The sequence below is a fragment of the Thermococcus sp. MAR1 genome, assembly GCF_012027305.1.
GTDB lineage: Archaea > Methanobacteriota_B > Thermococci > Thermococcales > Thermococcaceae > Thermococcus.
The window spans coordinates 1,374,202-1,390,887 of record NZ_SNUF01000001.1; the positions used below are offsets into that span (position 1 = coordinate 1,374,202).

The 16,686-nt window shown below is 53.5% G+C and carries 24 protein-coding genes and 1 rRNA gene; 11 read left to right on the top strand and 14 right to left on the bottom strand.

The window, feature by feature from the left end; genetic code table 11:
* Positions 1-145: 145 nt before the first annotated feature.
* Together E3E25_RS11600 and E3E25_RS07855 are read right to left on the bottom strand one after the other, a co-directional pair.
* Entirely contained in the window at positions 146-445 is a 300-nt protein-coding gene (locus E3E25_RS11600) for a class I SAM-dependent methyltransferase (protein ID WP_370456669.1), read from the bottom strand.
* A gap of 122 nt (positions 446-567) precedes the next feature.
* On the bottom strand, positions 568-1,065 hold the full coding sequence (locus E3E25_RS07855; protein WP_167892789.1) for a hypothetical protein: 498 nt from the start codon (positions 1,063-1,065) through the stop codon (positions 568-570).
* Positions 1,066-1,133: 68 nt separating this feature from the next.
* Between E3E25_RS07855 and E3E25_RS07860 the strand changes: the two genes are divergently transcribed.
* Complete coding sequence (locus E3E25_RS07860; RefSeq protein ID WP_167892517.1) at positions 1,134-1,943, top strand: GNAT family N-acetyltransferase; 810 nt, start codon at positions 1,134-1,136, stop codon at positions 1,941-1,943.
* A gap of 196 nt (positions 1,944-2,139) precedes the next feature.
* Here E3E25_RS07860 and E3E25_RS07865 read toward each other — a convergent pair whose 3' ends face one another.
* Entirely contained in the window at positions 2,140-3,705 is a 1,566-nt protein-coding gene (locus tag E3E25_RS07865; protein ID WP_167892518.1) for a CGP-CTERM sorting domain-containing protein, read from the bottom strand.
* A 77-nt stretch (positions 3,706-3,782) separates the two neighbouring features.
* On the opposite strand from E3E25_RS07865, the gene E3E25_RS07870 reads away from it, so the two are divergent.
* Complete coding sequence (locus E3E25_RS07870) at positions 3,783-4,091, top strand: GNAT family N-acetyltransferase (protein WP_370456670.1); 309 nt, start codon at positions 3,783-3,785, stop codon at positions 4,089-4,091.
* Here the strand turns inward: E3E25_RS07870 and E3E25_RS07875 are convergent.
* On the bottom strand, positions 4,064-4,765 hold the full coding sequence (locus E3E25_RS07875; RefSeq protein ID WP_167892519.1) for a hypothetical protein: 702 nt from the start codon (positions 4,763-4,765) through the stop codon (positions 4,064-4,066). The genes E3E25_RS07870 and E3E25_RS07875 overlap by 28 nt on opposite strands.
* A 68-nt stretch (positions 4,766-4,833) precedes the next feature.
* On the opposite strand from E3E25_RS07875, the gene E3E25_RS07880 reads away from it, so the two are divergent.
* The 3 genes from E3E25_RS07880 to E3E25_RS07890 are packed head-to-tail and all read left to right on the top strand — an operon-like array spanning position 4,834 to position 6,623.
* Positions 4,834-6,015, top strand: coding sequence for an MFS transporter (locus E3E25_RS07880; protein WP_167892520.1), 1,182 nt, complete (start codon positions 4,834-4,836; stop codon positions 6,013-6,015).
* Between the two features lie 13 nt (positions 6,016-6,028).
* Entirely contained in the window at positions 6,029-6,301 is a 273-nt protein-coding gene (locus E3E25_RS07885; RefSeq protein WP_167892791.1) for a hypothetical protein, read from the top strand.
* A complete protein-coding gene (locus tag E3E25_RS07890; RefSeq protein ID WP_167892521.1) occupies positions 6,276-6,623 on the top strand; it encodes a DUF6516 family protein in 348 nt (115 codons plus the stop codon). The genes E3E25_RS07885 and E3E25_RS07890 overlap by 26 nt, the downstream gene beginning before the upstream one ends.
* Before the next feature lie 5 nt (positions 6,624-6,628).
* Here the strand turns inward: E3E25_RS07890 and E3E25_RS07895 are convergent, their stop codons facing one another.
* From E3E25_RS07895 to E3E25_RS07910, 4 genes are read right to left on the bottom strand one after another with little or no spacing between them, the layout of a single operon-like run.
* Positions 6,629-7,192, bottom strand: coding sequence for a nicotinamide-nucleotide adenylyltransferase (locus E3E25_RS07895; protein WP_167892522.1), 564 nt, complete (start codon positions 7,190-7,192; stop codon positions 6,629-6,631).
* A 14-nt stretch (positions 7,193-7,206) separates the two neighbouring features.
* The gene (locus tag E3E25_RS07900; RefSeq protein ID WP_167892523.1) at positions 7,207-7,683 is read right to left on the bottom strand and encodes a type II toxin-antitoxin system VapC family toxin; all 477 of its coding nucleotides are present in this window, start codon (positions 7,681-7,683) and stop codon (positions 7,207-7,209) included.
* Positions 7,664-7,864 carry a hypothetical protein gene (locus tag E3E25_RS07905; RefSeq protein ID WP_167892524.1) on the bottom strand — a complete coding sequence of 67 codons (201 nt, stop codon included), beginning with the start codon at positions 7,862-7,864 and terminating at the stop codon, positions 7,664-7,666. Before E3E25_RS07905 ends, E3E25_RS07900 begins: the two co-directional genes overlap by 20 nt.
* Positions 7,865-7,909: 45 nt before the next feature.
* A complete protein-coding gene (locus tag E3E25_RS07910) occupies positions 7,910-8,680 on the bottom strand; it encodes an S-adenosyl-l-methionine hydroxide adenosyltransferase family protein (RefSeq protein WP_167892792.1) in 771 nt (256 codons plus the stop codon).
* Positions 8,681-8,730: 50 nt separating this feature from the next.
* Between E3E25_RS07910 and E3E25_RS07915 the strand changes: the two genes are divergently transcribed.
* From E3E25_RS07915 to pgsA, 3 genes are read left to right on the top strand one after another with little or no spacing between them, the layout of a single operon-like run.
* Entirely contained in the window at positions 8,731-10,332 is a 1,602-nt protein-coding gene (locus tag E3E25_RS07915) for a transglutaminase domain-containing protein (protein WP_167892525.1), read from the top strand.
* Positions 10,332-10,868: a tRNA (cytidine(56)-2'-O)-methyltransferase gene (locus E3E25_RS07920; RefSeq protein WP_167892793.1), complete on the top strand. Its 537-nt coding sequence runs from the start codon at positions 10,332-10,334 to the stop codon at positions 10,866-10,868. Before E3E25_RS07915 ends, E3E25_RS07920 begins: the two co-directional genes overlap by 1 nt.
* A gap of 9 nt (positions 10,869-10,877) precedes the next feature.
* Positions 10,878-11,444 carry an archaetidylinositol phosphate synthase gene (gene pgsA, locus E3E25_RS07925; protein WP_167892526.1) on the top strand — a complete coding sequence of 189 codons (567 nt, stop codon included), beginning with the start codon at positions 10,878-10,880 and terminating at the stop codon, positions 11,442-11,444.
* 88 nt (positions 11,445-11,532) lie between these two features.
* Here the strand turns inward: pgsA and E3E25_RS07930 are convergent, their stop codons facing one another.
* Positions 11,533-12,258 carry a TIGR02253 family HAD-type hydrolase gene (locus E3E25_RS07930; RefSeq protein ID WP_167892794.1) on the bottom strand — a complete coding sequence of 242 codons (726 nt, stop codon included), beginning with the start codon at positions 12,256-12,258 and terminating at the stop codon, positions 11,533-11,535.
* Between the two features lie 150 nt (positions 12,259-12,408).
* Here E3E25_RS07930 and E3E25_RS07935 point away from each other — a divergent pair, with 150 nt between their 5' ends.
* Positions 12,409-12,675 (top strand): hypothetical protein, encoded by a 267-nt coding sequence (locus E3E25_RS07935; RefSeq protein ID WP_167892795.1) that lies wholly within the window; start codon positions 12,409-12,411, stop codon positions 12,673-12,675.
* On the opposite strand, the gene E3E25_RS07940 is transcribed toward E3E25_RS07935, so the two are convergent.
* Both E3E25_RS07940 and E3E25_RS07945 read right to left on the bottom strand, forming a co-directional pair.
* A complete protein-coding gene (locus tag E3E25_RS07940) occupies positions 12,656-13,225 on the bottom strand; it encodes an ASCH domain-containing protein (RefSeq protein ID WP_167892527.1) in 570 nt (189 codons plus the stop codon). The genes E3E25_RS07935 and E3E25_RS07940 overlap by 20 nt on opposite strands.
* Positions 13,222-13,560 (bottom strand): ASCH domain-containing protein, encoded by a 339-nt coding sequence (locus E3E25_RS07945; RefSeq protein WP_167892796.1) that lies wholly within the window; start codon positions 13,558-13,560, stop codon positions 13,222-13,224. Before E3E25_RS07945 ends, E3E25_RS07940 begins: the two co-directional genes overlap by 4 nt.
* A gap of 93 nt (positions 13,561-13,653) precedes the next feature.
* Between E3E25_RS07945 and E3E25_RS07950 the strand changes: the two genes are divergently transcribed.
* Positions 13,654-13,818: a class III signal peptide-containing protein gene (locus tag E3E25_RS07950; protein ID WP_088180842.1), complete on the top strand. Its 165-nt coding sequence runs from the start codon at positions 13,654-13,656 to the stop codon at positions 13,816-13,818.
* A gap of 9 nt (positions 13,819-13,827) precedes the next feature.
* Positions 13,828-15,048, top strand: coding sequence for an A24 family peptidase C-terminal domain-containing protein (locus E3E25_RS07955; protein WP_167892528.1), 1,221 nt, complete (start codon positions 13,828-13,830; stop codon positions 15,046-15,048).
* Positions 15,049-15,187: 139 nt separating this feature from the next.
* Here E3E25_RS07955 and E3E25_RS07960 read toward each other — a convergent pair whose 3' ends face one another.
* From E3E25_RS07960 to rrf, 3 genes are all read right to left on the bottom strand, one after another.
* Positions 15,188-15,820 carry an HAD-IB family phosphatase gene (locus tag E3E25_RS07960; protein ID WP_167892529.1) on the bottom strand — a complete coding sequence of 211 codons (633 nt, stop codon included), beginning with the start codon at positions 15,818-15,820 and terminating at the stop codon, positions 15,188-15,190.
* Between the two features lie 40 nt (positions 15,821-15,860).
* Complete coding sequence (locus E3E25_RS07965) at positions 15,861-16,523, bottom strand: protein-L-isoaspartate(D-aspartate) O-methyltransferase (protein ID WP_167892797.1); 663 nt, start codon at positions 16,521-16,523, stop codon at positions 15,861-15,863.
* Between the two features lie 69 nt (positions 16,524-16,592).
* Positions 16,593-16,686 (bottom strand): 5S ribosomal RNA (gene rrf, locus E3E25_RS07970); the annotation flags it as partial.

Here is a 16,686-nt window from a genome sequence, read left to right on the forward strand (position 1 = left end):
TCGAACCGGCACTCCAGCCCGAGCGCGGTGCAGATTTTCCTCAGCCCCTCGACGGTCGCGAAGTACTCGTCCTCTATCTCCTCGGTTATGCCGTCTTCCCCACTTATCCTTCTCTTTTATTCCTCGGACTCAAACATGACATCGGCTATGATAAACCCCCGCCGGACTTAAGAACGCGGAGCATCTCCTTTATCGCGTCCGTCTTTTCCCCATCGGGAACATGGTGGAAGGCGTAGGTCGTTATCACAGTGTCCACACTTTCGTCCGTGAGGGGAATCCTTAAGAAGTGCCCGTCGAGGGGCTCGAAGCCGTGCTTCTCCCTGAACTTCTCACGCATTCCGACTGAAGGCTCGACGCCAATGTACTTCTCAGGGTCGAGAAAGCGCAGGATGTTTCCGGTTCCGCAACCGACGTCAAGAACAAGTCCTTTAGCCCACTTGGCCACGAGTTTCAAGACCTTCCAGTAATCATTGTGTATCTAGTCCCCCACTCTCACGTCCTCGTCGTAGCTTTCGGCCCAGTTATCAAAGTCCCAGCGCTCCATGAGGATACCTCCAAAACCTGGCCTCAGCTTGATAGCTTCTGCGTCAGGTTGAACAGCCTCTCCGTGCGGGCGGGGGACAGTTCACCCACCCCACCGTTTTCGAGAACAGTACCAAGTTCTCTTGAGATTTCATCGAGGAGTTTCACGTCGTCCGAGAGCACTTCATCGGGATTTGGACTGTTCATGGCCGTGTGGAAGTAAACTTCCAGATTACCGGCCGCCACATGGAGCCTCCAGTAGCTCTCATCTTCATTCAGCAGATAGAGGGAGAACGCTGCCTTTTCCATCATCACGGAGCAGTAAGCATACCGGCTCAGCCTTTCCCTAAGGACGTCTTTGCTTACGTTGTTTTCGAGCATGATTCCGAGGGCATTCATGTCTTCCAGGCAGAGGAGGGCAGTGTTGGAGACCGAGATTACGCCATTCTTGGCATCATCAGCCTTTGCCATTTTTTCGTGGTAAGCGTAGCCAAGGGAGGCGGAAATGATAAGCAACGCGACGGCGAGCGCGAGATGCCTCATTAACACCACCAAGCGTAATAACGAAAGGGGCTTAAAAGGCTTTTTTCAATTCAGCAACAGGTGATGATATGGAGCCAATAATCAGGAAAGCCAGACCTGAGGACAGACCCTTCATCGAGGAGATAGCAAGACTGACGTGGGGAGGAGACGACTACCTGGCGAGGGTCTTCGACGAGTGGCTCGGAGACAACTTCTACGTGCTTGAGCTTGATGGCAAAGTCATCGGAACGGCAAAGCTCACGCTTTTGCCTGGAAAAGTCGGTTGGCTCGAAGGCCTCAGGGTTCATCCGGACTACAGGGGCAGGGGCTACGGGAGGAAGCTCCACGGCTTTATGCTGGAGCTCGGTAAGAAGCTCGCCCGTGAGGAGAAGATAGAAGCTTTGGAGTTCGCAACATACTTCCTCAACCGCGAGAGCATAGCAATGGCAGAAAGAACAGGCTTTCACATCAAGGCCAGGTTCTTTGTCTTCGGGGCTAAAACTGAAGAGTTTGAGCCTGAGAAGCCGGAGCGAGTAGAGTTAGCACTTGAAGACCTAACCCTGGGTCTAATTCCCGTCGGCTGGCACTTTGTGAGGAGGAGTGAAGAAGCCCTGGACTGGATTAGAGAAAACGCGGAGCTCTACAACATCAACGGCTTCCATTTCTTGGTTCCCAAGAAGGGAACGACCTTCACGCCCCTCGACATCGGCCTGGCAACACTAAAGGCCATGCTCCCGGCAATGATGTGGGTTGCAAAGGGAATGGGCAAAGAAGAGTTCGACGTCATGCTCCCGAGCGGGGTTAAACCCCTCCTGCCAGGGCTTAAGAGACTCGGCCTCTTCCTCTGGGACGAGACCAAAGAGCCAAACGTTTTGGTTTTCAGGAAAAAGCTGGTTTGAGTGTATAGGACGTAGAACAACCCCCGGAGCGTTGCAGAACGAATAATCAGGGATTCTGTCCCACCTTTTTGTTCTAAAGCAGAATAAAGACGCCATAGAATTCTGGAAGAGGCTCGACTATGATACTGTAATCACCATTGAAACAAGGAGAGATTTCCTGAAAATTGTCAAGATGCTTGAAAAATGGATAAAAAGCTCAGCGCCTCCTTATAAAAGCGGGCAGAAGCGCTAATCCCAGAACTATCCCCGGGCCACATATGCCACCGGACTTAGAGTTTGAAGCAGAAGAGGGTTTCTTTTCCTCTGTGGATGTTTTCACTGGTTTTTCTGTTTTTACCGGTGTTTCCGAAGATGTCGATGTGGTCTCTGATGAAGCAGAACTTGCTGTCGTTTCCGTTGGAGACGAGGTTTCTCCACTTGGACAGAGAACCTCTGCCGAAAGGTTGGCTTGAGATATTTCCAGTTCAACTCCCCTGTATACCCTGGTCTTTGGGATGTAAACCAGAAGGTTCTTCTCCTGAACTCTGCTACTCTCTACGTTAAGGGTCACAGTTTTAGCCTTAATCTCGTCCCAGCAGGGTTCGTTCATATCCGCCTGAAGGGAAAATACGACGATGCTCCTCTGACCGTAAAACCGTACCGCGCCGTAGATTCCACTGTCAAACCCGAGACCCAAGAGCTTCAAACCGCTTAAAGAGTTGAGCCTGTACGCCACACCCCGAAGTACGTTGCCTGCGGGGTCCAGCTTAAGCACCATAACGTTCTTGTCCATCTCTCCAGCTCCCCACCTCCCAGAGCCAACGCCTGAGAGGTAAAGACTACCATCGGCCGTCACGAGCCAGTTGGATACCATGCCGGCCAGGTTTACTCTTTTAGCCCAGATCACGTTTCCATCCTCATCGAGCTTTAGAATAGCGGGGTATCTCCTATCATTTTCCTGGAAAAGGCCAAGTACGTAGAATCCATCACCAGTGGAGATTATCTCCTTGGCGGAAAGCATTTCGCTGGTGGTGTAGCTGAAGGCACCGAGCAAAGTTCCGTTGGTGAGGAGTTCTACCAGGATTAGCCTTGCACCTCCGAAAACTGTACGGGCACTCGTTCCGATGAGGTAAATCTTGTCCCCAACGATGACCATGTCGGAGGGAATTAGGCCGAGGTTGCCAATGGTAAGGACCTTAACCCAGAGGACATTTCCCTCCGGCGACACCTTGAGAATGACGGTGTTTTTTGCCCCGGAGCTTCCCAGCATCTTTGTGATGGCCACTATGTAAAGATTGCCGTCATCGAGGACAGCATTTTGAGGGATAATATCCCTGTGTCCCCCGTAATTACCTTCCTTAATAAGCTCCAGCTCTTCTCCCCAGCGGACGTTTAGCTCCTTATCGGTTTTGACCACCAGCAGGTTGCCCCCGTTTGTTGCCGTTAGAATGTAATAACCGTCGTCTGAGCCTATTACAAAGGAGTTTCCCCCGGGGGGATAGAGGTTGAGTTGCGAGCCGTTCAGACTGAAGGAAAGCAGTTTTCCATTGAAATTTCTCCCATCAGGCGTGGTCTCTATCACCGCCAAGAGCGTCTCGGCCTTGTTCGCTGAGTATCTGGTGTAGGTTCCGGTCACGAGGATTTTGTTGCCCGCGTAGGTCATTGAAAATGGGTTAAAGGTATCCGCGACGCCACCCTTTACCGTGTACCTCACTTCAAGACCCCACGCTACCGCGGGCACTAGGAGAAGGAATACCAGAAGGACAGTGATTGCCCGGTACATTGGGCATCACCTTGTATTTTATTCAACTTTCTGCCTAAAATACCTTTTTTTGAACAATTCTTCATTAAATCGTCAAAATTCTCGGCTTTGTAACGCTCAAACCGCTCAACGAAAAAGCCCTCGAGATTCTCTGGATGGCCATTAGGCGGGAGCTGAGAGGCAAGGGAATAGAGACGAAACTGATCCGCTTCGTGGAAAACTGGGCGCTAAAGGAGGGCTTTGAGGTTCTCGTCGTCAAGACCTCTGGCGATTTAAGCTACAAACCCTACGACGCGACGAGACGCCTCTACGGGCGGAGGGGTTTCGTCAGGGTAGCGCTGATTGACCCTTATCCCGAATGGGGCGAGCCGGCACTGATTTACGCCAAGTGCTTGAAAAGGAAGTAGGCGGAGATGAGAAACCGCGCCGTTATGTAGCCGGCAAAGACCGCCTTACCGAGGGAAGAGAGCAAACACCACCAGAGGGGAAGCTCGGAGAGAAGGTACGCAATAACGAGGACAAGAGGCTTCCTGTTGACCGAATAGGAGTATGTAAAGGCCGCCCCGAAGAAGATTATGTCCTCCGGCCGCCAGATGCCCGTGAGCAAGGGCTGGTTGTAGTTGAGGGCAAAGACGGCGGTGGCTCCCATGATTCCAGCGATTCTCCCGCGTTCACTGAAGAGTTCGTAGGGCACTGCATCGTAGAAGAACGCCGTCAAAATCCCACTTAGCGTCCAGAAAACGAGGGAATAGGGAACTAGGAAGGGACTCCATTCGCCCACAAAATCCGGTCTTGCCATATCCATGAACCTCTCCACGCCGAAGTAGAGCATGCCTATTAAGGAGAACGCATACAGGGGGAGCATGAGAGCCATGGCATGGGATACACTCTCCAAGTCCGCTGCCCAGCGCAAGGGAAAGTCGTAGAAAAGCCGGGAGATCAAATACGCTAGCAAAATGGTCACGAGAAGCCCTAAGAGCCTTCCGGCTGGCGTTGAGGAAAACTCCAGCCCCCGGGAGAGCTTCGAGAGGGCATAGAGCGCGAGTGTTATCGAAAGGAGATAGCCGATCCCCCTGAGCATGGAATCACTCTCTCAAAACTCAACGTTAAACCTTAAAAGGTCTCCGAAAAATATGAACGGGGTTTCAGATGCGCTGGAGTGAGATTCCCCGCGATGCCAAGGCCTACATGCTCTATCACACGCTCATAGCACCCGGCCTAATCGTCTGGATACTCTTCCCGCTCTACCTCATGGAGACGGGTTACTCAATCCTCGAAGTTGGGGCGTTCTTTACTGCTGTCAACATCATGGCGATTCCGCTAACTTATCTCTTCGGCAGGCTCTTCAACCGATGGGATATCAAGAAGGGCCTCATAGCGATAGACGTCCTCGACGGCATCGCCTACGTTCTGTATGGCCTCGCGAAGGGAGCCATAGCTCCGCTCATGCTCTTCGCTGGCAGAACCATCGAGAAGCTCTCAACGGTTCTCTACCCCCTCTACCGCGCATATGAACAGATAATCTACCCTGAAGACAGGTACGAGGAGATATTCGCCTGGCATCTCCGTTTGCCGGAGATAGCGAGGCTGACAACCTTCCCGGTTCTCGGCTATATCTTCGGCTACCTCTATCCCGGCGCGGAGAACTACCGCTGGGCGTTCCTGTTTTTCGGTCTCTTCTCAGCCGTAACCGTTGCCTACATCTGGCGCTTCCTCCCATCTGTCGGTAGGGAGGAAAGAATAACGCCGGAGGGCTTCACCTTTAGGGTTGGAGAGTTCAAGCTTCTGCTGGCGTTCGAGGCTTTGCTGACCCTCGCCTGGGCTTTAGCTCCCGAAATCGTACTGATTAACTACGTCGTCTTCGTGCTTCACAAGACAGTGTTTGAGGTGACGCTGGTAGCCTGTGCGAGCAGCCTCGCTTCGATAATAGGTACCTACGCCAGCGAGAGGGTTCCGAAGGGGAAGGGATTCCAGGTCATAGGCCTCGGGATGTTCATCAACGCCCTCTATGCCCTCGTGATGGCTCTAGCACCGCCCTTCTGGCTTGTGTTGGTCATCTACACGCTGGGAGACTTCGGAAACACCCTCTGGTTCCCCTTCTACCGCTCCTGGCAGTTCTCATTGATTCCAAAGGAGCGCGCCAGCGAGTTTCATGCGGCGATATCGAGCTACAACAGGCTTATCGGCCTCTTCACGCCCTTCGTTGCTGGAGCACTGGCGAGCGTTCACGCGACACTCCCGTACGCGGCGAGTCTGGTGCTGTTTTTGGCGGCTGGAGCTATGTTCTGGTGGCTGGCTGGGAAAGGTATTTATTCAAAAACCGCGAGTTAGGGATGTGATAGAAATGAGCGAGGTCGTGATTTCGAAGAGGGACGTGCTGGCCCACGAGAGGCTGAGGGTAATCTCCGAGCTTGCCCCGATACGCGAGAAAATCAAGCTATTTGAGGAGAAATACGGGATGAAGTTTGAAGAGTTCGAGAAAAAAATCAAAAGCTCGGAGGAGTCCTTTGAGGCATGGGACGACTACATTGAGTGGAAAGCCTACGTGAAGAAACTGGAAGAGCTTAAAAGCAGGCTCAGGGAGATTGAGCATGCTCAAAGAGTTAGAGTTGCTTGAGAAGAGCTTAGCAGTCAAAAGCTACGAAATTCTAGACTACAAGGAGGGGGACAGTTTTTACTTTCTGAAAATCAGGGTAGAACTGATAGATGGAAGTGTTCTTTACATCAGGGAATTTGTATCGGAAGAAGATTACAACTACTCTTTCCAATGGCAGAAAAACGGAAAACTTATAGTCCGCTGGGACAACGCGCCCCATCACAAAAACGTAGAAACGTTTCCACATCATAAGCACGTCGGTTCCAAGGATAACGTTCGGCCTTCCAAGGAGGTTTCACTGGAGGACGTTCTGAGGGTTATTGAAGAAAAATTGAAGACATAGAAAACTCAAAACTCCGGAATCCTTATCGGCGCCTGGAGCTCCTTCTCGTTCTTCTCAAGGTTCGTGGCGAGCATTTTTATCCTCTCGCAGCCCTTTATCTCCCTGATGAACTCGGCGACACTCTTAGGAACCAGCTCCTCCCAGGGTTTCCCTTCAACCATGCGCTTCCTTATCTCTGTGGCAGAGAGGATGTCCTTCCTGAACATGGGCTGGACGATGACCTCATAGCCCTTCTCGCGGAAGAGCTGTGCAACCAAGGAGTTGCCGGTGAAGACGACGTCGAAGCGGGGAACCATGCTCACCACGTAAGTCGCCCAGATGGCGTTGAAGTTGATGTCCGGGAGCGGAATCAGGTAGTAGCGCTTGTCCATACCGGCCTCGTTCAGGGCCCTGATAAGCATCTCCATTCTCTCGCTCGTCGTGAAGGGGTTCTTTAGAGTATGGCTCGCCTGGGCGCTTCCGATGCCTATGATTACCTCATCAACCTGAGAAAAAACGAATTCGAGAGCCTTTATATGGCCGTTGTGAACCGGCTGGAACCGGCCAACGAAGAGGCCGCGCTTGACCATGATAACCACCTCGTTCAATCTTTCTGAACGACTCGTTCAGTTTCGCCGAACGAATCGCCCGTGATAAGGGCTATCCCCTCCGAGCTGGCAGGGAAGGAAAAGTCCACATCAAGGGTCACGAGTGCCAGCCCATAGAACTTCGCGGTGGAAAGTATCAGGGCATCGTTGGGGAGCAGGCCGTAATTTAGAATAAACTCAAAGGCTTTTTCCTCGATTTCCTCCGTAAGGGGAAGCTCCGAGAAATTGTCCCTGAGATAAAGATACACCTTCTCAAGTTTGTCACGGTGTTTTTCAATCGCCTCAGGATTGCCCCTCAGTGTAAGGTAGCTCTTACCAGTAACGAGTTTCAGAAAAACAAACAGGACTTCACTGAAAATTATTGGGTTTATGAACTTCGGGTCGTTCTCAATTGACTGAAGCAGTCGCTTGGCAACGGGATTACCCTTTAGAGCCTCAATGATAACCGATGAATCAACCAAAGAGCTCCTCATAGGCCTCCAACCTCAACTCCTTAGCACTCTTTTCGCTCCTGACGATGCCGAACACCTCATCGAGTGTAACCCTCGGTTCCTTTCTTTCCCCTTCGAACGCTTTAACCAGTGCCTTTACTTCCCGCTCAAACAGTCGCTCCATGCCATCTGGAACACGAACCCGAATTGTTATTTCCCCCATTCCTTTCACCCAAATCAATTACCACTATTCTCCTCAAAACGCTTTCTAAATCAACCTCACCCTGACCTCATCCCCAACCCTCAGACCGAGCTTTTGGGCGGCGCTCCCCTGGTTGACGGCTATCTCAAGGTAGTCATGGCTTCCCGGCAAAGCCAGCAGTTTGCCAGGCTCCACCTGGCCGTAGGTGTCCAGGTAGGGTATTTTGAGCCCCCAATCAACCAGCTCGACTTCCCTGGGCCTTCCGTAGTCCTCAAGGTTCAGTATGACGTTGCCGAAGTCGTCGACGTAAATCACCTTGAGCAGCCAGAGGTCGTCTTCCTTTCTTGGCTCGATGTCCAGCCTGATTAAGCTTTCCAGGGGAATCTCGCTTCCGAGCTTCTCCGGCTCGATCCACGCGTCAAGTAGGGCACCAACCGGCCCAAAAACGTCCCTTCCGTGGAAGGTCGAGCTTATCTCCCACTTCGTGAAACGCTTCACCTTTTCAAGGTCTATCCCCCAGGCTTTCCTCGCTTTGAGGTGCTTGAGCGGAAGCGTTGCCAGGCCGTTGTCCGGAACGACGAGGAACTGCTCGCCCTCGATTATAACCGCCCGTCTCTCAGTTCCAACACCGGGGTCTATCACGCCAACGTGAACCGTTCCCTCAGGTGAGTACTTGACCACCTGTTCCATCACAAACGAGCCCTCAAGAACGGAGTGCCGGGTTATTGAATGGCTGACATCAACGATTATCGCCTCTGGATTGAGCCTCAGCATGGCAACCTTCATCTCCCCCACGTAGGGACCCCTAAGGCCGAAGTCAGTCGTCAGGGTTATCATGAGCACCACCTAAAGCTTATTAACGGTTGGGGCTTTAAAGGGTTTGGAAGATGGTCATGAGAAGGCTAATTCCTCTCCTGCTGGTTCTCATCGTGGTGGTTTCAGGCTGCCTCTTCAAGCCTCCGGCAGAGGTTAAATTCTCGATTGACAAGACCCTCGTTCGACCGGGCGGGACGATTCACGTCATGATACTCGTCAACAACACGGGGAAGGTCGGACTCACCGGTGCGACGCTCGTTCTCGGAGACGATAGCTTCCAGATACTCCAGGAACCGAAGTTTCCGGAGATACTCCCTGTAGGCGATGCGGTTCAGCTTGTCTGGATTTTGAGGGCACCGATAAAGCCCGGTGTCTACAATCTGAAACTGTCCCTCGAGCTTACCGATGAACTCAAGCGCTCGTGGACGGGCTTCTACGGGCAGTTCAGGGTAACGGTGTCGAGCGAGGCAGGCCCTTCCGATGAGGTCGAGATGAACGTTGAGGTACCGGAGGTTATCGAAGGAGGGGAAGCGGCCAACCTAACCGTGATCATCAAGAACAAGCTCGATGTCCCGATAGAGCTCCGCGACCTCAGCTTCAATCTCTTCAACGGGATGAAGGTCGTGAGCGCAGGGGCACTTCCAGCGTCCATTGATGGTAATGATGAGGTGAGGGTCAGGTACACCGTGAGGGCACCGTACGCGTATCGTGAGGGTTACATATCGGCCATCCTCAAGTACGCGATAAGCGGCGCCGAGGGCAGTACAGTCAAGAGCTTCCCGCTGAAGGTAGTGTGGGAGCCGTGGAACCAGAGCACAGAGGTTCTAAAGAAGGCCTACGGCCTGAAGTACCACTGGGTAACCGATGAGTATATAGTTGACGGCTACTGGATGGAGCGCTACAATTCGACATCGAACTTTAATAGAACAGAGTTCAGGAACATGACGCTCAGGATAATCCGGAGCGCCAAGTCGGAGCCACAGGCCGCGGAGGCAATATACAGCTGGATGATGAGAACATACTCCCTGGGAGACACCACCTCAACCCTCGAGCCGGACAAGATACTCCCCCAGGACAGGATAAGCTACGCGGAGGCCCAGATACTCATCACGGCGATGTTGCGCTCGATTGACGTTCCTGCCAGAATAGTGACCCTTTATAACGGCACGGACTGCACTATGAGGCCCATGACCGAGTTCTACACCGCTGACGGGTGGTACATCGTGGATGTAAAGCACGGCTTCGTTGGTTCCGTTGACGACTACCTCGCCAGCCCGTACTTCCCCAAAGTGTATCAGCTCGTAACGCGCGACGGCTTCAGAATCGTCGCCCAAGCACCGGCGACCCTTCAGGGACACGAGCACGTTGACGTCACCGGCGATTTCCTCGCGAATCTTGAGGACAGGCTCCTGAAGAAGGTAACCGAGAGGCTGAGACCGGAGCTTAGGTCAAAGCTCATGCTCGTCATGAACAACCTCGACGAGAACGAGAGGCTGTACGCCCTGTTCCTCTTCGCCTCAGCGCCCAGTGAGGAGGACCTGAACCGGGTGCTGAGCGAGTACAGCACGGGTAAAATAGAGCAAGACGTAAAAACCATGTACGAGTTCTACAAGAACATGACCTGGAGGGACGACTTCACCAGATACTGGAAGATATTCGCGGGGGAGGTATGATGATAGTAATCCTAAGGCTCGGACACAGACCCGAGAGGGACAAGAGGATAACGACCCACGTTGCTTTGACTGCTAGGGCATTCGGGGCGGATAAAATAATCATCGCGGCCGAAGAAGACGAGCACGTGAGGGAAAGCGTCGAGGACGTTGTGAGACGCTGGGGAGGACCCTTCGAGATAACCTTCGACCCGGGCTGGAGGAAGTTCATGCGCGAGTGGAAGGAACGCGGGGGGACGATAGTCCACCTCACGATGTACGGAATCCACATAGACGACGTCATTCCAAGAATCCGGGAAGAGCTGGAGGAAGGCAGGGACATGCTAGTTGTCGTCGGCGCCGAGAAGGTGCCCAGGGAGGTCTACGAGATGGCAGACTACAACGTTGCCGTTGGGAACCAGCCCCACAGCGAGGTTGCCGCTTTGGCAGTCTTCCTGGACAGGCTCCTTGAAGGAGGGGGCTTGAGGAAAAGCTTTGAGAACGCAAAGCTCAAGATAATCCCGCAGGAGAGGGGGAAGAAGGTAATCGAACTTGAGTGAGGGTTGCGGATGGTGCTCAATAACTACCGCGAAAACGTCAGGGGTTACCTTGAAGCCATCGTCAGACCCCTCGCGAGGGCCGGCGTTACGCCGAACACGATAACCGTCCTCGGCCTGCTGATAAGCCTTGGAGGAGCATACTTCTTCTACCGCGGCGAGCAGGCCATAGCGGCCCTCGTTCTGCTCTTCGGCTCCCTGATAGATGCGCTCGACGGGACTCTCGCGAGGCTCACCGGAAAGACGAGCCGTTTTGGGGCCTTCCTCGACTCCACCTTCGACAGGATAAGCGATGGTGCTGTGCTCTTCGGGATAGCCCTCGGCAACCTCGCCGACTGGCGCGTTGTGTTCATAGCTTTCATGGGAAGCTACCTGGTGAGCTACGAGAGGTGCAGGGCCGAGCTGGCCGGCTCAGGAAGGCTGGCCGTTGGCATAGCGGAGAGGGCCGAGAGATTGCTTATAATAATCATCACAGCCCTCTTCGGCTACGTTGAGTATGGTGTCTACGCCGTCGCAATCCTCGCATGGATAACCGTTCTCCAGAGACTTTACGCGGCCTACCAGAGGCTCAAGGAGTGAAAGAGAAGGGGGATGACGAAAATTTCGCTAGGCGAGGCTTTGCCAATGAAGAGCCCTGCCGTTGCCGACCCTTGCTGTCATTCTTTTTTTATTGTTTAGATGACTCACTTTTCATCAGGCCCTTCACGATTTCAACTACCTCACCCAGCTTTGAAACCACGAAGTCGCAGTTCCTCCACAGTTCTCTCTTCGCACCGTTCGGATCGAGAAGGACACTCATCATGCCGACCTTCTTGGCCCCAACGCAGTCCTTTGCCGGATTGTCGCCGACGTAGAGGGCTTTTCCAGCTTCAACACCGGCCCTTTCGAGGGCAAGCCTGAAGGGCCCCTCATGGGGCTTGTAGAAGCCCGCATCCTCGCTGGTCGTTATCGAGTCAAAGAGGCCGTAGATGCCGAGTGCCTTCAGGTGGGCCTCGATGTAGTCGTTGTCCGAGTCTGTTATGATTCCGACGTGGAGGCCGAGGTCTTTGAGGGCCTTAACCGTCTCAACGGCGTCGGGAAAGAGGCCCCCATAGCGCTCGTGCATGGCAATGCTTATCTCCCAGAAGTCCGCCGGAACGGTGAAGCCGTAACGCCCGGCCACCCTCCGCATGGCCTCGGTGTCAACGTCCCGGATCTTGACGTAGGGCTTGCCGGCGAGCTCCTTGAACATTGCGGAGCTTTCGACCTCGTACTCCTCCCAGAGCCTCATGTAATCGAGGCCCTCCCTCCCGGCCCTTCTGAGGACCTCCCTCACGATGTTCTGATGGGTAACGTTTTCACCCTCCTTCGTTATGAGCGTGCCCACGAAGTCAAAGAAGACTGCCCTGAGCATCACAACCACCTGAGGGAGTTGGAGCGTAACGTTAAAACCCTTGTCTGGCAGAACGACAAGTTGGACCCTAAAATCTTTCAGAAAATTGCATCTATGACGGAAAAACATTAGAAAAACTTTTATCCACTCCCGGGGGACGAGGCAGGGGTGATGGAAATCGAGGCGATACTCCTCGTCTGGGGCGTCCGGGACGAGGTTCTGGAAAAGCTCCCCGTCGAAGGGTACTGGCTCTACGGGGAGTACGACTTCATAGCCAAGCTGGAATTCCGGGACGAGTTCGAGATGGAGACGTTCATGAGAGACCTCAAGCGTGTGATACACGGCGGAACTTTCAAGCTCATTCCGGTTGTGATTTCTGCCGTTAAAAACGGCGGAAAAACGAACGTCCTCGAGGGGCTCAAACATTCGGTCCCATGATACCCCTCTTTTTCAGCTCCTCGTAGGCCCTCCTGAGGGCGTCCCTAATCAAGTACCTCTTGTTCATCCCCCCGAGCCTATAAGCGGCTTTTCTCAGACTTCCCGCCTGGAGGAAAAGTTCAAGGAGTTTTCTGTCCTCCTCCGACAGGTCTAGGTACTTCAGGGCCTTCTCAGCTATCTCCACCGGCAGATTACCCTCGTAGGCGTAGTCCGAGCTCATGACCGGCTTCTCAAAGCGCTCCACGAGTCGGAAGACTATAACGTGGGCGATGGAGTCGTCGTTAACGTGCCTGTAGTGGCTTTTGAGGGCCCTTATCAGCTCCTCCCTGCCCGAAAAACCGTCCAGAAAAGCGTCCTCGTCGGTAAGCTCGCCAACGGTTTTGCTCTCGATCCTCTCGATAACAGCCTTCCCTATTGCATAGCCGCCCGAATGGATAAGAACCTCGTCTCCGGGTTTGAGGTTCGGTCTCCTGCCCAGTCTCACCGTCGCTCTCTTCCTTCCGCTCAGTATCGCCTCTGCGTAGCGTCCGTCGAACTCCAGGTGCCTCATCTCCCCTCACCGAGGAGCTTGAATCTTATGGCTATGACTCCGTAGCGGTTCTCCTTCCACTTGGGATACATACCGTGGAACCTCTTCACCGCCCTCTCAAAGCTCGGCTCGTCTGGAAAGATTTTCTTTATCGGCTCCTCCCTCAGAACCTGACGGAAGGTTTCGTAGCGCTTGACTCCTGTGACTACAGCAGGAATCGAATCGTTGAATATGAGCTTGTCCCCGGGTTGTATTCCCCTAAGCCCCGGATAGGCAACCCTGACCTCTATCCTCTTTTCCCCGGACTTTATGTAGTCCAGGTATTCCTCGTGAACCCTCAAGTGGTAGACCCTCATTTTCATCACATTTCGCCTTCTCCTTTCCCTTAAAAGCTTAGCCGATGGAAACTTTTAAATCCTTTAGCGCCGAAGAAGATTCAGGTGTGAGAGATGAGACGAGCCCAGGGAGCCCTTGAGTACCTGTTCATGCTGGCGGCGGTTCTAGTTCTGGTGACCATAGCTGCCAGAGTGGTCCTCAACGGCACGAGGAACCTCAACGAGGCAATATCAAACTACACAACCCAAGTAAGGAAGCAGATTCTCGAAGACCTATGAGGTGGAATCATGGATTACGTTCCCCTGATTCTGGGGCTGGTTATGGGAGTCGTTACTTCGTACACTGATGTAAAGACGGGATTCGTTTTTGACAACCACATCTTTCCAACGCTCACCCTGATAGGAAAGCTCCTCGGGTGGGAGGAGGAAGGGGAAGATGAAGAGGGTCTCCCAGGGTGGATTCCCAGGCTAATTATACCAGCCGTCGAGGTAGGAATAATCTACCACCTCTACCTTGGAATCAGCCGAGGAGATGCACTCCTAGCAGCCTCGGGCCTCATCGGGCTTGTACTGGGCTTCGTCCTTGGGCTACTCCTTTACTACCTCGGAGCCTGGGCGAGTGGAGATGCGGTGATACTCGCCGGCTTTTCCGCGCTCCTGCCCTACGCACCGGCAACGGCTTCTATTGTCGCACCATACACTGTCGAGTACCCCCTCTATCCCCTGACGATACTCCTCAACAGCATCATAGCGATATTCCCCTTCATCTTCGTCTACGCCTTTGGGGTTCTCATCGTTAGAAGAAAGTTCGCCGAGTTGAGGGCCATCTTCACCGAGAGGGCGAGGCTTACCCTTGAGTTGTCCCTCTGGATAATGGCCGCCCTCGGTCTCAGGCTGATAATCTACGAGGTCACGGGGGCCTCAATCGTTGGATTGTGGTCGTGGGTATTCACAATCGGCGTGATATATGTCCTCGGAAAGTTCAGGAGAGTTGGGGATGTTATAGGGATTGGCGTCCTGGCATACCTGGTCTATCAGGAACCTGCAACTGCTGTGGGGGCGTTTCTGAGGCTCCTGGCCGTGCTGTATCTGTTCAAAGTCTTCCTCTCCCTCGTGAAGTTCATGCGCACCGAAGTTCTGATGGAAGAGGTCACTGTGGAGGATCTCAGGGAGTGGGACATCCTGGGCGAGACGGTCTTTGAGAGGGACGGAAAAATCCTCAGGGACAGAACTGACACCTTCACGAGGATAAAGAATGCCCTCCTTAGTGCGGACTTGAATGCACTCCATCCCGATTACGGCAGGGTCATAGCCTCCCCGACCGCCGAGGGCCTGAGCAGGGAGCAGATCGAGGAACTCAAGTGCCTCGTTGAAGAGGGGAGACTTGAAAACCGGTTCCTAAGAAAGAAGTCGATGCCCTTCGCTCCGGCGCTCTTCCTCGGCTTTCTGATAAGCTACTTCTGGGGCGATATGTTCTGGTGGATACAGCTCAAGATAGCCGGACTTTGAGAAAATGATTTAAAACCGTCACCGAACCTTTATCCGGCCCGGCACCCGCCCACCCCGCGGAGGAGTGAGGCGGGGGTTCCGGTCGGGCCGACAGGGGGATGACGAGCTTTTGCTTTGCTGACTGTGATGAGCACGCCCTTCACTGACCCCGTCCTTCTATGAGCCCCCTGACTATCTCCATGACCTCATAGAGACTCTCAACGTTGTGATCGCCTTCAACACCCTCGTGAGGGTTTATCGCTATGCTAACGTCTGCTTCTTTAAACATGCTCAGGTCGTTGTATCCATCGCCAACAGCTATCGTCAGCTCGGGCCTGAGCTCATCCTTAAGCTCCCTGAGTATAATCCCCTTGCTCTTGAAGTCAACGAGGGGATTAACTTTCCCGGTAACGACGCCGTTTTCAAAGATCAGCTCGTTGGCAAAAACGTAGTCAACCCCTAGCTCCTTGGCAACCCTTCCCGCAAGGCACATGAGGCCGCTGCTGAGTATCGCTATCTTGAAGTCGTTCTCCCGGAGAAACTCGATGAGCTCCTTTGCTCCATCCATGTACTCGACCGAGTTTGCCCATTCCATAATCTCATCTCTGGTGTGCCCCTTCCACAGGGAGGCATCGAGGTCGGCCCACTCCACGTAGCCTATCTTTCCCGCAAAGAAGAGTTCGGCGTACTCCTTTCCCTTCTCCCAGGTTCCGAACTTCTTGTGAAGCTCCACCCAGCTCGATATGGATTTGACCAGAGTTCCTTCGAGATCAAAGGCTATGAGTATTACCATCTTACCACCTTAAAAGAGAGCCGGTTTTGGTCTTAAAAGCCTATTCCCTCCAGCCATGCTCCCCTATGAGCGGCACAAATGCAACGCCCCCGTGGTTCTTAGTCTCAGTTGAACCGTCGGGAAGCTTGACGACCTCCAGGAGGTCCTGCCACAGGTGATAGCTCCCAACAGGTATCAGCAGTTTTCCTCCCGGCTTCAGCTGTTCCACCAGGGGCTCAGGAACCTTCGGCGCCCCAGCGGTGACGATTATCCTGTCGTAGGGTGCCTTTGGCGGAAAGCCCTTTGTGCCGTCCCCGGGAATCACGTGGACGTTTTCCACTCCAGCTTTCTCAAGATTCCTCCTTGCGAATTCGACAAGCTCGGGAATCCGTTCTATCGTATAAACGTCGGTCTTTACGAGCTCAGCTATAAGGGCCGCGTTCCACCCACTGCCGGTTCCTACCTCCAAGACCCTCATCCCGGGCCTCAGCTCCGCCAGCTCGAGCATTATCGCCACCATATGGGGGGCACTTATCGTCTGCCCCGCCGGAATCGGGAGGGGCTCATCAACGTGGGCATACTCTTGATAGCGCTTCTGAACGAAGAGATAGCGCGGATACTTAAGAAAAGCCCTCCTAACGGCCTCGGTTCGTATAACCCTCTCCCGAAAAAGCCTTTCAACGGTTCTCTCCCATCTTCTCAGGAGTTCCTCCTCGGAAACCATAGGACTCATCGAAAAGGAGTATGCACCCAAACGATTTAAGACTTGCGAGAAGTGTCTCAGAAGGATAGTGGCCGGCGGCGTCCCCGGCTTCCCGCCCCCTCCCGGAGGGCAGTACAACCGGGATCGCTGGCGGGCTTAACTTCCGGGGTCGAAACGAGACCGG

Excerpts from the sequence above, each read along its gene's own strand:
- E3E25_RS07855 (WP_167892789.1), bottom strand. The coding sequence starts at position 1,065 with ATGAGGCATCTCGCGCTCGCCGTCGCGTTGCTTATCATTTCCGCCTCC.
- E3E25_RS07860 (WP_167892517.1), top strand. The coding sequence starts at position 1,134 with ATGGAGCCAATAATCAGGAAAGCCAGACCTGAGGACAGACCCTTCATC.
- E3E25_RS07865 (WP_167892518.1), bottom strand. The coding sequence starts at position 3,705 with ATGTACCGGGCAATCACTGTCCTTCTGGTATTCCTTCTCCTAGTGCCC.
- E3E25_RS07875 (WP_167892519.1), bottom strand. The coding sequence starts at position 4,765 with ATGCTCAGGGGGATCGGCTATCTCCTTTCGATAACACTCGCGCTCTAT.
- E3E25_RS07880 (WP_167892520.1), top strand. The coding sequence starts at position 4,834 with ATGCGCTGGAGTGAGATTCCCCGCGATGCCAAGGCCTACATGCTCTAT.
- E3E25_RS07885 (WP_167892791.1), top strand. The coding sequence starts at position 6,029 with ATGAGCGAGGTCGTGATTTCGAAGAGGGACGTGCTGGCCCACGAGAGG.
- E3E25_RS07890 (WP_167892521.1), top strand. The coding sequence starts at position 6,276 with ATGCTCAAAGAGTTAGAGTTGCTTGAGAAGAGCTTAGCAGTCAAAAGC.
- E3E25_RS07895 (WP_167892522.1), bottom strand. The coding sequence starts at position 7,192 with ATGGTCAAGCGCGGCCTCTTCGTTGGCCGGTTCCAGCCGGTTCACAAC.
- E3E25_RS07900 (WP_167892523.1), bottom strand. The coding sequence starts at position 7,683 with ATGAGGAGCTCTTTGGTTGATTCATCGGTTATCATTGAGGCTCTAAAG.
- E3E25_RS07905 (WP_167892524.1), bottom strand. The coding sequence starts at position 7,864 with ATGGGGGAAATAACAATTCGGGTTCGTGTTCCAGATGGCATGGAGCGA.
- E3E25_RS07910 (WP_167892792.1), bottom strand. The coding sequence starts at position 8,680 with ATGATAACCCTGACGACTGACTTCGGCCTTAGGGGTCCCTACGTGGGG.
- E3E25_RS07915 (WP_167892525.1), top strand. The coding sequence starts at position 8,731 with ATGGTCATGAGAAGGCTAATTCCTCTCCTGCTGGTTCTCATCGTGGTG.
- E3E25_RS07920 (WP_167892793.1), top strand. The coding sequence starts at position 10,332 with ATGATAGTAATCCTAAGGCTCGGACACAGACCCGAGAGGGACAAGAGG.
- pgsA (WP_167892526.1), top strand. The coding sequence starts at position 10,878 with ATGGTGCTCAATAACTACCGCGAAAACGTCAGGGGTTACCTTGAAGCC.
- E3E25_RS07930 (WP_167892794.1), bottom strand. The coding sequence starts at position 12,258 with ATGCTCAGGGCAGTCTTCTTTGACTTCGTGGGCACGCTCATAACGAAG.
- E3E25_RS07935 (WP_167892795.1), top strand. The coding sequence starts at position 12,409 with ATGGAAATCGAGGCGATACTCCTCGTCTGGGGCGTCCGGGACGAGGTT.
- E3E25_RS07940 (WP_167892527.1), bottom strand. The coding sequence starts at position 13,225 with ATGAGGCACCTGGAGTTCGACGGACGCTACGCAGAGGCGATACTGAGC.
- E3E25_RS07945 (WP_167892796.1), bottom strand. The coding sequence starts at position 13,560 with ATGAGGGTCTACCACTTGAGGGTTCACGAGGAATACCTGGACTACATA.
- E3E25_RS07950 (WP_088180842.1), top strand. The coding sequence starts at position 13,654 with ATGAGACGAGCCCAGGGAGCCCTTGAGTACCTGTTCATGCTGGCGGCG.
- E3E25_RS07955 (WP_167892528.1), top strand. The coding sequence starts at position 13,828 with ATGGATTACGTTCCCCTGATTCTGGGGCTGGTTATGGGAGTCGTTACT.
- E3E25_RS07960 (WP_167892529.1), bottom strand. The coding sequence starts at position 15,820 with ATGGTAATACTCATAGCCTTTGATCTCGAAGGAACTCTGGTCAAATCC.
- E3E25_RS07965 (WP_167892797.1), bottom strand. The coding sequence starts at position 16,523 with ATGGTTTCCGAGGAGGAACTCCTGAGAAGATGGGAGAGAACCGTTGAA.